The sequence below is a fragment of the Amycolatopsis circi genome, from assembly GCF_003385235.1.
GTDB lineage: Bacteria > Actinomycetota > Actinomycetes > Mycobacteriales > Pseudonocardiaceae > Amycolatopsis > Amycolatopsis circi.
This window is the reverse complement of record NZ_PQIA01000013.1, coordinates 114,915-130,823: the sequence shown is the minus strand read 5'-3', so window position 1 is coordinate 130,823 and position 15,909 is coordinate 114,915. Positions and strand designations below refer to the sequence as shown.

The 15,909-nt window shown below is 68.4% G+C and carries 12 protein-coding genes; 8 read left to right on the top strand and 4 right to left on the bottom strand.

All coding sequences use genetic code 11. The annotated features are described in order from the left end of the window. The first annotated feature begins 6 nt into the window (after positions 1-6). Complete coding sequence (locus D0D37_RS07260) at positions 7-975, top strand: EamA family transporter (protein WP_116199741.1); 969 nt, start codon at positions 7-9, stop codon at positions 973-975. Here D0D37_RS07260 and D0D37_RS07255 read toward each other — a convergent pair. Then, on the bottom strand, positions 950-1,426 hold the full coding sequence (locus D0D37_RS07255; RefSeq protein WP_037817840.1) for a (2Fe-2S)-binding protein: 477 nt from the start codon (positions 1,424-1,426) through the stop codon (positions 950-952). The genes D0D37_RS07260 and D0D37_RS07255 overlap by 26 nt on opposite strands. An 8-nt stretch (positions 1,427-1,434) precedes the next feature. After that, positions 1,435-3,771, bottom strand: coding sequence for a molybdopterin cofactor-binding domain-containing protein (locus D0D37_RS07250; protein WP_116199740.1), 2,337 nt, complete (start codon positions 3,769-3,771; stop codon positions 1,435-1,437). 184 nt (positions 3,772-3,955) lie between these two features. Between D0D37_RS07250 and D0D37_RS07245 the strand changes: the two genes are divergently transcribed. Then, complete coding sequence (locus tag D0D37_RS07245) at positions 3,956-5,575, top strand: sigma-54-dependent Fis family transcriptional regulator (RefSeq protein WP_244223422.1); 1,620 nt, start codon at positions 3,956-3,958, stop codon at positions 5,573-5,575. Here the strand turns inward: D0D37_RS07245 and D0D37_RS07240 are convergent. Further along, positions 5,572-6,531: an AraC family transcriptional regulator gene (locus tag D0D37_RS07240; protein ID WP_116199739.1), complete on the bottom strand. Its 960-nt coding sequence runs from the start codon at positions 6,529-6,531 to the stop codon at positions 5,572-5,574. The two genes, D0D37_RS07245 and D0D37_RS07240, sit on opposite strands and share 4 nt — an antisense overlap. A 45-nt stretch (positions 6,532-6,576) precedes the next feature. Beyond that, entirely contained in the window at positions 6,577-7,470 is an 894-nt protein-coding gene (locus D0D37_RS07235) for an SDR family NAD(P)-dependent oxidoreductase (protein WP_162834109.1), read from the bottom strand. Positions 7,471-7,869: 399 nt separating this feature from the next. Here D0D37_RS07235 and D0D37_RS47320 point away from each other — a divergent pair, with 399 nt between their 5' ends. The 6 genes from D0D37_RS47320 to D0D37_RS07205 all read left to right on the top strand — a co-directional run bounded on the left by D0D37_RS47320 (position 7,870) and on the right by D0D37_RS07205 (position 15,905). Further along, positions 7,870-8,103, top strand: coding sequence for a class I SAM-dependent methyltransferase (locus D0D37_RS47320; protein WP_208719834.1), 234 nt, complete (start codon positions 7,870-7,872; stop codon positions 8,101-8,103). Beyond that, positions 8,104-8,475 carry a hypothetical protein gene (locus D0D37_RS07225; protein ID WP_116199738.1) on the top strand — a complete coding sequence of 124 codons (372 nt, stop codon included), beginning with the start codon at positions 8,104-8,106 and terminating at the stop codon, positions 8,473-8,475. It begins immediately after the preceding gene. Positions 8,476-8,570: 95 nt separating this feature from the next. After that, complete coding sequence (locus tag D0D37_RS07220; protein WP_116199737.1) at positions 8,571-10,103, top strand: FG-GAP-like repeat-containing protein; 1,533 nt, start codon at positions 8,571-8,573, stop codon at positions 10,101-10,103. Between the two features lie 27 nt (positions 10,104-10,130). Beyond that, positions 10,131-12,716, top strand: a complete 2,586-nt coding sequence (locus tag D0D37_RS07215) for a lectin (RefSeq protein WP_116199736.1) — start codon at positions 10,131-10,133, stop codon at positions 12,714-12,716. 182 nt (positions 12,717-12,898) lie between these two features. Further along, entirely contained in the window at positions 12,899-14,242 is a 1,344-nt protein-coding gene (locus D0D37_RS07210) for a serine hydrolase domain-containing protein (protein WP_116199735.1), read from the top strand. A 10-nt stretch (positions 14,243-14,252) separates the two neighbouring features. Next, on the top strand, positions 14,253-15,905 hold the full coding sequence (locus tag D0D37_RS07205; protein WP_116199734.1) for an ABC transporter substrate-binding protein: 1,653 nt from the start codon (positions 14,253-14,255) through the stop codon (positions 15,903-15,905). Positions 15,906-15,909: the final 4 nt, after the last annotated feature.

Here is a 15,909-nt window from a genome sequence, read left to right as displayed (position 1 = left end):
GCGGACATGGCCGACCGGGGCGGTACCGCGCGGGCGACCGGGCTGAGCCTGGTCTCCTGGGTGCTGTTCGCGAGTTCCGGTCCGCTCGCCAAGGCGGTCCTGGACGCGGGTTGGAGCCCGGCGGCGGTCACCGCGGTGCGGATCGGGCTGGCCGCGGTCCTGCTGACCCCCGCCGTCGCGCTGCTGCGTCCGCGAGCGTTGCGGTTCCGGCGCGCTGAACTATGGCTGCCGCTGGGCTACGGATTCCTCGGCGTCGCGGGCGTCCAACTGTTCTTTTTCGTTGCGGTGTCGAGGATTCCGGTCGCGGTGGCGATGGTGCTGGTGAACCTGTCGCCGGTGCTGGTCGCGCTGTGGGTGCGCGTCGTCCGGCGAACGCGGCTGCCGGTGGCGGTGTGGCTGGGAATCGCGCTGGCGATCGCCGGACTGGTGCTGATCGCCGGGCTCGGACCTGGCGCGCGGCTGGACTTTCTTGGCGTCGCCGCGGGATTAGCGTCGGCGGTCTGTTCCGCCGGATATTTCCTGCTCGGCGAACGCGGGGCGCAGCGGCACGATCCGCTCGGGATGACGGCTGCGGGACTGGTGATCGGGGCGCTGGCAACCCTCGCCGTAAGTCCATTATGGACTCTCAAGATCGCGTCAAACCCGGCGGCGCTGGGCGATACGACGATCCCGGTGTGGCTGGCTTTGCTGATTCTGGCCGTCTTCGGCACCGTGCTGCCGTACTTGGCCGGACTGCACGCGCTGGGCGGACTGCCGGTCGCCCTGGCCGGAGTGCTGGCGCTGGCCGAGCCCCTCGTTGCGGCAGCGCTCGCGTGGCTGTTGCTGGGGCAGGCGCTGGGGCTGGCCCAGCTGCTCGGGGCGGCGATGATGCTGGGTGGCGGTGTGGGGACGGCGCGGGGTCTCGTGAGTGTTCATCCCGGTTCTAACCGGGATGAACACTCACGAGCCCTTACATCTTCGCCGCCCCAGCCTTGATGGCCTCGCGGATCCGGGAGTACGTGCCGCAGCGGCAGACGTTGCGGATCTCGTCCAGGTCGGCGTCGTTGATCTCGCGGCCCTTCGCCTTGGCCTCCTTGACCTTCGCGACCGCCGCCATGATCTGGCCGGGCTGGCAGTAGCCGCACTGCGCGACGTCGTTCTCCAGCCAGGCTTCCTGCATCGGGTGCAGGTCGGCCTTCACCGTGTCCGGCAGGCCCTCGATCGTGGTGATCTCGTCGGTGGCCTTGATGTCGGCGACCCGCACCGAACACGGGTTGAACGCCTTGCCGTTGAAGTGCGACGTGCAGGCCTTGCAGACGTTGATGCCGCAGCCGTACTTCGGCCCGCGGACGCCGAGGACGTCGCGCAGGACCCACAGCAGCCGCACATTGTCGTCGACGTCGACGGACACCGGCTTCCCGTTGAGGATGAAGGTGTGCTTGCTCATCGTGCTCCTCAGTAGGTGTGGCTCAGGCCGTCGGTCGGCGATTCGGGAACGGGCGGGACAAACGACTTGACCTCGAAACTGATGGGGTCGTCGTGGTTGATCGGGAACCGCTTCGGGACCTTCCCGGTCGCTCGGGCGTACGCGCACGCGACGGCCGCGACGGAACAGGCCACGCCCGCTTCGCCCGCGCCGCCCGGCTGCTCGCCGTTGGACGGCATCGCGATCGCGGTGAAGTCCTGCGGGATGTTCCACTGCCGGGTATAGAAGTAGTTGTCCCAGCTGGCTTCCAGGAAATGCCCGTCCTTCAGGTGGACGCTGCTGGTCAGCGCCAGCGCCAGCCCGTCGGCGAAACCGCCCATGATCTGCGCCTCGAGGCCGCGCGGGTTGATCACCAGCCCGGCGTCGAGCGCGATGACCGCCTTCGTCACGCGCGGACCGGCGACGCCGTCGCGGATCTTGCGGTTGACCGTCTCCGGGCGGCAGTCGATTTCCACGAGGCAGGCGCTCGCGCCCTTGTACTCCTTGTGGATCGCGATGCCCTGCGCGGTGCCCGGCGCCATCTTCTTGCCCCAGCCGCCGACCTCGGCGACCTTGCGCAGTACGCCCTTTACCTTGTCGTTCTTGAGGAATTCCATCCGGAAGTCGTACGGGTCCTTGCCCATCGCCTTGGCGAGCATGTCGACGACCAGCTCGTTGGCGCAGCCGACGTCGGGCGAGTAGACGTTGCGCATCGACCCGGTGTTGAACCGCTGGTCGGTTTCGGTGAGTGTCTGGTCGACGACTCCGAAGTTGTACGGCATTTCCTGGCTCAGCACGAAAACCGCCTCGGCGACGCCGAGGTTGCCCAGTCCGGTCGGCAGTTTGGTGGCGACCGAGGTGAGCATTTCGCCGAGCCCGTGCCGGAACGACGTCTCGACCGAGGTGTGCCGCTGCTCGAAGGTGAGCACGTTACCGGCGAGCACGGTGGCCCGGATCCGCGACGTCGCCATCGGGTGCAGCCGGCCTTGGCGCGGCTCGTCGGCGCGGTGCCACATCAGCCGCACCGGCTTGCCGAACGCCTTCGACGCCTGCGCCGCTTCGATGGCGTGGTTGCCGAACAGCTTGTGGCCGAAGGAACCGCCGCCGGTGACGACGTGGACCTTCACCTTGCCCTGCGGCAATCCGATCGCCTGCGCGACCTCGCCCTGGGAAACGATCGGCGACTTGAGCCCGGCCCAGATCTCCGCGCTGCCGTCGCGGACGTCGGCGACGGCGCAGTACGGCTCCAGCGCGGCGCTCGAGCGGAACATGAACTCGAAATCCGCCTCGACCGTCTTGGTCAGAATCGGAACCTTCGGCACCGCAAGCGGAAGCTCCGCGCGGCGCAGATTGGCGAGCACGGCTTCGTCGTCCTGGCCCTCGACACTGCCGGGACCCCAGTCGACCTGCAGCGCGCGCACGCCGTCGATGCACTGGCCGAACGTCTCCGCGCGGACCGCGACCCCGGTCGGGATGATCGCGACGTCGGTGACGCCGGGCAGCTTCAGCACGTCGGCCTTGTTGCGAATGCCCTTCGGCGTGCCGTTGAGCGTCGGCGGACGGCAGATCATCGTCGGCAGCGCGCCGGGGACGTCCAGGTCCATCGCGAACTGCTTCTTGCCGGTCACGATGTCGAGCGCGTCGAGCCGGGTCTGCGGTTTGCCGAGCACCGTGAACTCGCTGGAGCCCTTGAGCTTGCTCGGGTCCAGCTGCACCTGCTTGGTGGTGCTGGACGCGGCCTTCGTCGCCAGTTCGCCGTACGTCGCGGTCTTGCCGTTCGGTGCGGTGACGATGCCGCCCTTGACGATGAACCGCTCGGCGGTGCCGCCGAGCAGGATCGCCGCCGCTTCGAGCAGCTGCTGCTTGGCGATCGCGGCGGCGACGCGGATCGGCGTGTAGGTCGAAACCGTGGTGTTCGACCCGCCGGTGAGCTGGTTGAACAGCAGTTCCGGGCGCGCCGGGGCGAGCGTGACGTGCACCTTCTCGACCGGCAGGTCCAGTTCCTCGGCGATGATCATCGCGGTCGAGGTGGTGATGCCCTGGCCGACTTCGGCGCGCGGGATCTCGAACGAGGCGCTGCCGTCCTTGTTGATGGTGACGGTGATCAGCTGCGACGTCGGAAGCCCGGCGTCGGTGAGCGCGTCGTTGAGGTCGTACAGCTCGGGCGGCTGCGGAGCGGAGGGAACGGCTGCTGCCGCGGGGCTGGCGAGCCCGACGTCCGCGGCCACGACGAGGGTTCCGGCCGCGACGACGTAACCGAGGAATCCACGCCGGGAAACGCCCCCGCGCTCCTTCCCGGTGTCCGGCTCGGAGTGACTGAGAGTCACGTTGCCTCCCCTTTCGAGGGAACGAGTGCGTGCCGGATCGCATCACGTGCACGCGTGTGGTGGTGGGCAACCACCTTGCCGGGTGAACTGGGCGCCAATTGTTCAACTTCTGTACAGCGTCAGCGGAGAGCGATGGTTATGGTCCTCCGCGTCACCAACGAAGGTGGAGATCCGCGTGAGCTCGATGACGTCCTCGCGCAGCGTGGTGCTGCGGGAACCGATCGCCCAGTCCTGGCGCCGTGCGTCGCTCGCCGGAGTGCGCCCCGAAACCGCGCTGCTCGGCCTGCGGTCCGCGGAGGTCGACCCGGCCAGCAAGCTGCTCGCGGCGGCCGCTCCGGTGCTGGAGGACCTCGACGAGCGGCTCGCCGGCACCGCGATGTCCACTGTGCTCGTCGACCACGACGGCAGGCTCGTGCACCGGTGGAGCGCCGACCGCGCCGTCGAAGACTGTCTCGACCAGCTCGGCATCGGGGTCGGCACCTGCCTGCTGGAGGACGAGGTCGGGACCACCGGCCCGGGCACGGCGCTGGAAACCCGGTCGAGCATCGTCGTGCACGGGGAGGAGCACTACGCCGAGGCACTGCGCGGTTTCAGCTGTTACGGGCACCCGATTTTCCACCCGGTCACGCGGCGGCTCGAGGGCGCGCTCGACATCACGCTGCTGGCCGCCGAGGCGAACCCGCTGCTCGCGCCGCTGGTCGCGAAAGCGGTCGAGGAGATAGAACGGCAGCTGCTGGAAGGCAGCCGCGTGTCCGAACGGTCGCTGCTGGCCGCGTTCCAGGCGACGTCGCGCCCGACCCGGCCGGTGGTCGCGATCGGCCCGGACCTGTTGCTGTGCAACCAAGCCGCGGCGGACCTGCTGGAAGGCGCGGACGTCGCGCTGCTGTGGAACCTCGCGGGCGACGCGAGCCGACCGTCCGAAATGGAGACCGAACTGCGCTCCGGCCAGCGCGCGCGGGTCCGGGCCGAACCGGTGGCCGGCGCGCGCGGCGGAGTGCTGGTCGAGATCCACCCGCTGAGCGCGGACGAGACCCGGCGGGCGCGACGTCGCGCTGCTGTCGTGCCCGGCCCGGTGGCCGGGCACGTGCACATCTCGGGCCCGCCCGGGACCGGCCGCACCACCGAGGCGCGGCTGCGCGTGCCCGAGGAACCGTGCGTCACGTTGACCGGCTCGGAAGCCGTGCTCGGCGGGTCGGCGGCCTGGGCCGCGCGGTTCACCGCCGCGGTCGAGACCGGCACCGGCAGCATCTGCGTCGACGGCGCGGACCTCCTGCCCGCTGAACTGGTCGACCTGGTCGCCACCCATGCCGCCCGCGGCGTCGGCCCGCATCTCGTGCTGACGACCGGACCGCGCGAGGGCCTGACCGGACCGGAGCGCGCGCTGATCGCGTCGTGCGGGGAGAACGTCGAACTGCTGCCGCTGGCGCACCGGCCGGACTTTCCCGAGGTCGCCGCGCGAATGCTGGCCGAACTCGGGGCCGCGCGCACGCACAACATCACGCCGGGGGCGCTGCGCATCCTCGGCTCCTACGACTGGCCCGGGAACCTGCCGGAACTGCGCGGCGTGCTGAGCCAGGCGATCCGCAAACGGTCGGTCGGCGCGATCAGCCCGACGGACCTGCCACCCGCGCTGGTGGCGGACGCCTCGGGACATGAGCTGGCGCCGATCGAGCGGGCGGAACGAAACGCGATCGTGGCGGCGCTGCGGTCGGCCGGCGGGAACAAGGTGCGGGCGGCGAGCACGTTGGGGATTTCGCGGACGACGTTGTATGCGCGGATGCGGGCGTTGCGGGTGCCGGGTTAGCGGTAGTCGCCGGGTGCTCGCCCGGTCCACCGGCGAAACGCCCGCCGAAACGCGCTGGCTTCGGAAAAACCCAGCCGCTGAGCCAATTTCTCGATGGATTCGTCGCCCCGGCGGAGGCTGGCGATCGCCGCGTCCCGGCGGACAGCGTCCCGGATCTCGCCGATCGACGTCTCCTCCGCACGCAACAACCGACGCAGGTGCTGGGCACTGATCCCGAGCCGCGCGGCGATGTCCTCCGGCGCGGTGGTGCCCTGCTCGACGATGGCGCGGACCTGGTCCGCGTGGGACGAGCCGTAGTCGCGGGTGGCGAGCGAGACCTCGGGCTGGTCCTCCAGGAACTCGGCCAGCTCCGCCTCGCTGCGGAGCACTGGGGCGGGCAGGAGTTTGGCGTCGAAGGCGAGGACCAGCGCGTCGGCGTCGAACTGCGGATGGCGGCCGAAGACCAGCTCGTAATGCGGCGCGTGGTCCGGCTTCGGCCACGGAAGGCGGAGTTCGCGCAGGTCGATGCGTTGGCCGGTGAGCCAGCTCAGCAGCCGGTGGACGACGATGGCGACCAGTTCGGCCGCGACGTGGTCGGGATCGTCGAGCTGGCGGACGTCGATCTCCACCTCGACCAGCGGAGCTGCCGCGCGCACCGCGACGGCGGGCATGCCGGGCAGGACCTCGGCGGCTTCTTCCAGGCGGCCCAGGACGGCCCGCAGGTCGGGCGCGGGGGCTATCGACCGGACTACCAGCCGGAACAGTCCGCGCGGGGCTCTGGGGCCGAGGGCGAAGAGTTCGTCGTCGGTCTGGAGCCACAGTTCGCGGGTGAGGTCCGAGACCTGCCGACGGGTGACGCCGGTGCGGTCCGGCCGGATGCCGAGGCGGCGGAGCAGCGCGGGGACGTCGAGATCCCGGCGCTCGCCGATCCGCGCCAGCCGCTGCGCCAAGGCGTCCAGAACCGCCGGATCGTCCACGGCTCAAGGCTAGCTGGTGGTTAACGAGCGGCCCCGCGAGGTTTTCTACCCGATCGGGTGACGCGGCTCGGTCGGGATCCGCGCGCCGAGCAGCCGTTCGGTCTCCGTCCAGAGCCACCCGCCCAGCTCCGGATCGCGGCTCGTCGTCACCGGCTGTTGCACCTCCGCGTGCGCGGTCCGATGCGGACCGAGGTATTCGCCGCCGCGTAACTCCGGCGAGGCGACCGCGGCGACGACCGGCCGGGCTGCCTGATCCTTCCCCTGCACGACTCCGCGGAACACCGCACGGGCCGCCCGCGCTCCGGGCCGCCCTAGCGTGAGTGCGTCGATCGCCCCGCCCGGGTGTACGACAACCGACTGCACTGATATCTCAGCAAGCCGCCGCTGTAGTTCGAAGCCGAAGATCTCCACCGCGTGCTTGGACATTGCGTACGCGACCCGTGCCCGGTAATGCCTTTCGGACAGCCAATTCTCGCGATCGAACGGGATCTTGCGGGTCAGCATGCTCCCGAGACTGACCACCCGCTTGACTGTCGGGAGCGTGCGCCGCAGCAGTTCCGCGTGCGCGAGATGGTTGATCCCGACGATCTCCTCGACCCCGAACGCGCCGATCCGGTGCGCTGGGCCGGGACCGAACGCTCCCGCGACGACACCGGCGTTCAGCACGAGTGCGTCGAGCCGCGGCAACTCGCCGAGGTGGTCGCCGACCCGGGCGATCGACGTCCGGTCGGATAGGTCCAGCTGGAGGAACTCGTGCTGCTCCGGATTCGGGAGTGCGGAAACCGCTGCGCGGCCCCGGGATTCCGACCGGCCGAGGACGAGTACGCGGGCTCCGAGTTCGGCCAGTTGCGAGGCGGCGTAGAAACCGATTCCGGACGTGGCCCCGGTGATCGCGACGGTCTGGCCGTCGATCCGCTCGGGTTGCACTTCTTTCGACACGGTGAGGACGTTACGGTCGCCGGGGATAGCTGCACTAGGACCTCGGCTAGCGGATTTCGGGACCGTTCCGCGCATTCCGCAAAGGACAGATCCCCGTAAGCCCTCACTGGTGACTACGGGGCGGGTGGATCTCACTGGTGTGCAGTCAACGATGCTCGTGACGCTGTTCCTCCGCGCACTGGACGCGCGGGATTCGCAGCCCATCCTCGGCGACCGGCTTGCGGGCGAGGCGGTCGAGCGGATCGACTACGACTGGGCGAAGCTCGACAAGGCTTCCATCGTCCGCGGGCGGGCCGCGGCCGGTCCGGAGTCGCGTTGCGGGCGTGGCAGTTCGACACGTGGGCGACGGAATTCCTGCACTAGCACCCGAAGGCGACCGTGCTGCAGCGGGCCTGCGGGATGGACAGCCGCGCATTCCGGCTCGATCCGCCGTCCGGCGTGCGGTGGTTCGACGTCGACCTGCCGGACGTCATCGCGCTTCGCCGGAAGCTGTACTCCGCCGACGACGGCTACCGGACGATCGCCGCGTCGGTGACCGATTCCGGGTGGCTGGACGAGATTCCGGCCGATCGGCCGACTCTGATCCTCGCCGAGGGACTGCTGAGGTATCTGCGGGAGGCAGAGGTATCTTAGTTGCTGCACCGGTTGACCGGGCATTTCCCGTCCGGTGCGCTGACCGCCCGAGCCACCCAGGTGCTGAAAAAAGTGTTGCCGCCGCGCTGGTATCCCTGCCCGGCCTACTGGACGGCGATCCGGGCCGAGTCTGATATCCCACGTTGGAACCCTGTTCTGCGGCCGCGCGGGTCCGAAGCGGTGTTGAAGGCGTACGACCAGGTCCCGGATCCTCAGGTGCGCCGGTTCCCCCGGATGGTGAGCCGATTCCGCTGGACGGCGGACTTCCTTCGGGTGTTTCGCACCGAATTCCGAACGGCTTCCCGCGGCCGGGATTTTCTGACAAAGACATGTCTGGACCAGTCCGTTGACATGGTTGTCATCGCGGGCTGACCATGGTCTCGTCGCCGGAGCGCAACCCCGGTTCCGGACTCGCATCGCTCGCCTGAACGGGTTCCGTCCGCTTTGCCGTGCCGGAGGAAGCTGCCATGCTGCTTCGTCGATTTCTCGCTGCCCTAGTGCTCGCGGCCGCCGCGGTGCCGACGCAGTCCGCCGAAGCGGCACCGCTCGGCCAAGCGGTGCGGATCATGCCGCTCGGCGATTCGATCACCGCCGGAGCGGGCAGCGCCACCGTGTCGTCGTACAGGGCTCCACTGTGGACAATGCTGTCCGGAGAATCCCGTTACTCGCCTCGGTTTGTCGGCACTCAGACCAACGGCAGCCTGCCCGATCCGGCCAACGAGGGCCACAGCGGCTACACGATCGACCAGGTCGCCGCGGGCATCGACGGCTGGCTCGAGTTCGACCGGCCGGACGTCGTGCTGCTGCACCTCGGCATCAACGACCTCGACCGAGGCATCGACGTCGCCAACGCACCGGCTCGCCTGCACACCTTGCTCGACCGGATTTACGCCGACCGGCCGAACGTCGCCGTCCTGCTGCTGGGTTTGATCCCGACGTCGGCAGGATTGGAAAGCCGGGTCGCAGCGTTCAATTTCGTCGCGCGCGGCTTCGAAGCCGATGAAACCCAAGCAGGGCACCGATTCCGCTACGTCGAGCCACCTGCGCTCACTTCCGGGGAAATGGTCGACCACCTGCATCCGAACGATGCCGGGTACCGACGAATGGCGGATAGTTTTTCCGGCGCGCTCAGCCAGGCGTACACCGAGGGCTTGTTCACTGGCCATCCGCCGCTCGGTGCCGGAACTGAATCCGGCGGTACCGGAAAAGTCCGCTGGGCTGATTTCGATGGCGACGGACGCGCGGATTACCTGACTGTCGCGCAGAACGGCGCGGTCAGCGTTTATCTGAATCGCGGCGGCGATGGCCACGGCGGCTGGCAGCCGCTCGGCCAAATCGCTACCGGGCTCACCACAGACCCGGCGCGAGTCCGGTTCGCCGATTTCGACGGTGACGGCCGCGCCGATTACCTCCTGCTCGAACCGAACGGTGCGGTGATCGTCTACCTCAACCGCGGCGGGGACGGCCACGGCGGCTGGCAGTCGCTGGGCCAGGTCGCGACTGGCACCACCGCCGATCCGAGCCGCGTCTGGTTCGCGGACTTCGACGGTGACGGGCGCGCCGATTACCTGACCATCGGGCAGAACGGCGCGGTCACCGCCTATCTCAACCGCGGCGGCGACGGTCGCGGCGGCTGGCTCGGCCGAGGCCAGGTCGCCGGCGGCACGACCACCGACGTCAGCAGCGTGCGCTTCGCCGACTTCGACGGCGACGGCCGGGCCGACTACGTGACGATCGCCCCGGGCGGTGCGGTCAACGCGTTCTTCAATCGCGGCGGCGACGAGCAAGGCGGTTGGTATTCGCGAGGCCAGGTGGCCACCGGCGTCACCACGGATTCCAGTGCCGTCGCCTTCGCCGATTTCACTGGCGGCGGCAATGCCGATTACCTGCTCGTCGACAAATCCGCCAATGCTGCTTCCGTCTATTCATGGGAAGGCGGCGACGGACACGGCAGCTGGATCGATCGCGGCCGGGTCGCCAGCGGTGTGCCGATCAGCTGAACAAAACCCGACTGAAAAGGACGCGTGATGAAAGTTCGAGCGAGAGTGAGCTGCGCGCTGGCAACGGCCGTTACCGTCGCCGGATTGTGTTCCGGACCAGCTCAAGCGGCCGGACCGCGTGCGGCAGCCGATCCGGCCAGTCTGGTCAACCCATTCGTCGGAACCACTAATCAGGCCAACGATTTTCCCGGCGCGGACGCCCCGTTCGGAATGGTCCAATGGAGTCCGGACACCACTTCCCGGCCGCCCGGCGGAGGCTACGAGTACCACGATTCGACGATCACCGGGTTCAGCCTGACCCACATCGCGGGCCCCGGCTGCGGCGCGGCGGGCGACCTGCCGATCCTCCCGACCGTCGGCGGAGTGAACCCGTCCGCGAACGTAAACTTCCAGCACAGCAACGAATCCGCGTCCGCCGGGTATTACCGAGTCAAGCTCGACAACGGCGTCAACACCGAACTGACCGCCACCACCCGCAGCGGCATGGGCCGGTTCACCTTTCCCGCCGGAAATCAGTCGAACCTCGTGTTCAAAGTGGACGGAAGCCAGAACCGGCCCAGCAACGCGCAGTTCTCCGTCGTGTCGAACACCGAGGTGCGCGGGCAGGTCACCAGCGGCGCGTTCTGCGGCGCGGCCAACAGCTACACCGTCTACTTCGACCTGCTCTTCGACCGTCCGTTCGCAAGCGGCGGCAGCCGTTCGGTCACCTTCGACACCACCGGAAACCAGATGGTGCAGGCGAAAGTCGGCGTGAGCTACGTGTCGGCAGCCAACGCGGTCGCGAACCGGACCGCGGAGAACCCCGGCTGGGACTTCGACGGCACCCGTGCCGCCACCGCGCAAGCGTGGAACGACCAACTCGGCAAGATCAAGATCACCGGTGGAACGTCGGACCAGCAAACGATGTTCTACACCGCGCTGTACCACTCGCTGCTGCATCCCAACGTGCTCAGCGACGTCAACCGTCAATACCCCGGTTTCGACGGCAAAACGCACACTGTCGACGCGGGACACGACGCGGTGTATGCCAACTACTCAGGTTGGGATATCTATCGCGCCCAGGCGCAGCTGGAAGCGCTGCTGGCGCCGAAGGTCGCGTCCGACACCGCACAGTCCATGGTGGACGATTACCGCCAGACCGGGATCTTCCCCAAGTGGTCGGAAAACAACGGCGAGTCGTACGTCATGGTCGGCGATCCCGCCGCAGCCATCGTCGCCGACTACTACGCCTTCGGTGCCCGCGACTTCGACACCGCCGACGCCCTCAAGGGCCTCGTCGCCGAAGCGGCTAAACCGAACAACAACCGCCCGGGCCTGAATTACCTCGACAGTCTCGGCTACCTCCCGCACGACGGAAACTTCGGCTGCTGCAACGCTTACGGTCCCGCAGCGACCACTTTGGAATACAACACCGCCGACTTCGCCCTGTCCGCCTTCGCCGGCGCACTCGGCGACACCGCAAACCAGCGCACATACCGCAATCGCGCGCAGAACTGGCGCAACCTGCTCAACCCGCAGTCCGGTTTCGTCCAGGCCCGCAACGCCGACGGCAACTGGCCGCTCGACTTCGACCCGACGAACGGCAAGAGCATGGTCGAGGGCACGTCGTTCATCTACACCGGCATGGTGCCGTTCGACCTGGCCGGACTGACCCGCGCCAAGGGCGGCCCGACCGTGATGAACCACTACCTGGACAACGTCCTGCGCACCTTCGACGGGGCCGACGGCCTCGCCTGGATGGGCAACGAGCCCAGCATCGAACTGCCCTGGGAGTACGACTACACCGGCGCGCCGTACCGGACGCAGGAAACGGTCCGGGCGATCCAGGGCAAGATCTGGCACAACACCCCGGACGGTCTCGGCGGCGGCAACGACGACCTCGGCACCATGAGCGCCTGGTATGTCTGGTCCGCGCTCGGCATGTTCCCGGAAACCCCGGGCACCGCCGACCTCGCGCTGGGCTCGCCGGTCTTCAGCCAAGCCGTCGTCACGCTCCCGTCCGGCAAGACCCTCACCGTCAACGGCAACGGCGCGGCGGACAACGCGCCGTACGTCCAGGACGCGTCGTGGAATGGCACGGCCTGGAGCAAGGCGTACGCACCGGACATCAGCAATGGCGGCACGCTCAGCTTCACCCTCGGCACCACGGCCAACAAAGCGTGGGCGGCGGATCCGACGGCCGCGCCGCCGTCCTACCCCGGAGACAGCCCGGCCCCGGCGAGCCCGCGTGTCGGCCCGATCGTCGCCGGAGTGTCGTCGAGCCTGTGCATCGACAACGCGTTCTCGAAGGTCACTGACGGCAACCCGATCCAGCTCTACGGCTGCGATTCGACGTACGCGCAGGACTGGGTGATCGGCACCGACCACACGCTGCGCGTCCACGGCAAGTGCCTCGACGCCGACAATTCCGGCACCACGAACGGCACCCGCATCCAGCTCTACACCTGCAACAACACCGGCGCCCAGCAGTGGGTCGAGGACAACGGTTCGCTGCGGAACCCGCACTCCGGCCTCTGCCTCGACGATCCGAACAGCAGCACCAAGGAATTCACCCAGCTGCAGCTCTACACCTGCAACAACAGCCCCGCGCAGAAGTGGGCGCTGCCCCGCTGACCTGACTGGATGCCCGGGCCGCCGCCTTGTGCGGGCGGTCCGGGCACTGCTTTGGCGACCGGCACAAGGCCGGGGCCGAATCTCTGGGCTCTCGTCCAAGGCTGCCGCGATCCGGCGGGATCGATACTGGCGCCCATCGACCCGCCGTGGTCGGGACACCGAGGTCCCGGAGGTTCCAGCAGATGACGCCGCCCCAGCCCCAGGCCGTGGACGAGACGCTTTACCAGGCCTGTCGCACCGCGTTGCACGAGAAGTCTTTCGCTGTCGGGCTCTCGATGGCGGTCACCGGCCGCGACGGGATCCTCGCGTCCGGTGCGTTCGGACACGCCGATCTGGCCGCCGCCAAGCCGACGTCCGAGGACACGCTGTTCCAGATCGGTTCGATCTCCAAAGGCATGACGTCCGCGCTGCTGCTGCGGGCGGGCGACGCCGGGCTGGTCGACCTGGACCGACCGGTGACCGACTACCTGCCGTGGTTTTCCGTCCGTTCCGCGCACGCGCCGATCACCGTGCGCCACCTGATGTCGCATACCGCCGGGATCGTCGCGGGCACTGACGTCTCCGGTGACTCCGCCTTCGAGGTGTGGGCACTGCGCGACACCGAAGCCACGACGCCGCCGGGGACCTGGTTCCACTACTCGAACTCCGGCTACAAGGCGCTCGGGCTGGTGCTGGAAGCGATATACCAACGGCCGTATCAGGAACTTCTGGGCGACTTCCTGGTCGAACTGGGGATGCCAGCTGCCATACCAGCGATCACCCATGAGATACGAGCCCGCAGTGCCGTCGGATACGAACCGCGCTACGACGACCGCGTCCCGGTCCGCGAGGACGGCGTCGTCCCGGCCACCTGGATCGAAACCGCCACCGCGGACGGCAGCGTTGTCTCGACCGCGCGCGACCTGACCGCGTGGCTGCGCCTGCTGCTGAGCGGCGGATCAACCGTAAGCGACCTCTGCACTCCCGCGATCCGGATCGAAGAGGAAGGCTGCTCGTACGGCCTCGGCATGATGATCGGCGAGTTCGACGGGCGTCCGCACGTCTGGCACACCGGCGGCATGAGCGGCTACTACGCGGCGATCGCGTGCGACGTCGACGCCGGAATCGGGGCCGTCGTGCTGGCCAACGGCACCGGCCCGTGGCAGGAGACCGTCGTCCACCTCATCGCCGCGACCCGAGCCGCCCGCAACAGCGAGCCGGTGCCGGAATTCGCGCCGCCAGAACGGAAGCGTCCGGCCCTGCCGACGCCGGAAGACCCGCCTGCACGATGGGCCGAGATCGTCGGACACTACCGCTGCCACAACCCATGGCTGTCCAATTTGCACGTCTATGCCCACGACAACCGGCTGTGGGTGTCGATCACCGGTGGACCGCCGGAGGAACTGATCCCGCTCCCGGACGGGTCTTTCCGCGTAGGCGAGGACGAACGACTTCCGGAGCGGCTGAAGTTCGACGTCGTGCTCGACGGGGTCGCGGTCCGCGCCGACTACTCCGGATGCCCGCTCTACCGCACCTTCACGCCCTAGGCGGCCCTTGATGAGAAACCGTTTCCGCCGCGCGGCAGCGGCGCTGCTGGCCGCGGTGCTGGCCGCCGGCGGCGTCACCGCGTGCGGCCAGGCCGAGAGCGAGACCGCCGACGGCGGCGTCTTCCGCTTCGGCGCCAACCAGCCGATCGATTCGCTGAACCCGTTCGTTTCCGTGGTCAGCATGACTTTTTCGGTGTTCGAGCAGATTTACCCGACCCTGGTCCAGCTCGATCCGAACGACAAGTACGTCCCCGAATTCGCCACGGACTGGACCACCTCCGAGGACGGCCAAACCTGGACCTTCCACACCCATGCCGGAGCCAAGTGGTCCGACGGCGAACCGCTCACCGCCGCTGATGTCGCGTGGACCCTCAGCACGATCGCGAAATTCCAGGACGGTCCGACGGCGGGTCTCGCCAACTACGTGGTCAACCTCGACAGCGCGACCGCACCCGACGCGAACACCGTGGTGCTGCACTACGCCAACCCGGTGTCGAATGTCCTAAGCAGACTGATGAGCGTCCCGATCCTGCCGCGGCACCTCTGGCAGAAGTACACCGAAGGCAACGGCGACGCGCTGACCACGTTCCCGAACACCGCGCCCATCGTGTCCGGCGGCCCGTTCGTCCTGGTCAAACACCAGCCTAAACAGATCGCACTGTTCAAGCGGAATCCCGCTTACTACGGCCCGAAACCGCACATCGCCGGGTTCGGCATCCAGTTCTTCAGCACCGACGACGCGATGATCACCGCGTTGAAGAGCCACCAGCTCGATGCCGTGCAAAGCGTGCCAGCCACCTCGGTCGGCAATCTCGAAGCTTCCGGGTTCAAGGTGCTTTCCTCGCCAGGGATGCGATTCGACAGCATCACCGTCAACGCGAACCCGCAACAGCAAGCGGCACATCGGGAATTGACGAACCCGCTGCTGCGCGAAGCGCTCGATCACGCGATCAACCGGGCCGAGATCGTGAAGACCTCATTGCTCGGCCACGGCAAACCAGGCGGTGCGGTGATCGCGCCCGGCACCGCGGACTGGACGGACAGCTCGATCAAGCCGCCGTCGTTCGACCTCGGCCTGGCCAACCGGCTGCTCGACCAAGCCGGGTACCGGCGCGGCCCGGACGGAGTCCGGATCGCGAGCGACCATCCGATGGACTACCCGATCATCCTGCCCGAGGACACCTACGGCGGGGCCGGATTGCGTTCGTTCCAGATCATCCGCGGGGACTTCGCCCAGCTCGGCATCCGGCTCGAACCGCGGCTGCTGGACAACGCGGCGGCCAACGAGGCGGCCATGGCGAACAAATCGCAGGACTTCGCGATGACGATGTGGGGCTGGAGCGGCGGCACCAGCGACCCGGACGACACGCTCAACTACCTCACCTGCGCCAGTCAGGGCATCCTCAACGACACCGGCTACTGCAGCAAGGAATGGGACGGCCTCTACGGCGAGCAGGGCGAGGCGATGAACCCCGCCGACCGGCACGACGTCGTGAACCGGATGCAGCAGCTGGCCGCGCGCGAGCGTCCGCTGCTGGTGCTCGACTACCCGGATGCCATCGAGGCGCACTCTCCGTCCTGGACCGGCCTGACCCCGGTCGGCGGGGCCTCATTCTCCTCGGAGTCGAAGCTCCCGCTGCTGTCGGTGCGAAAGGCGGGCTGACCCG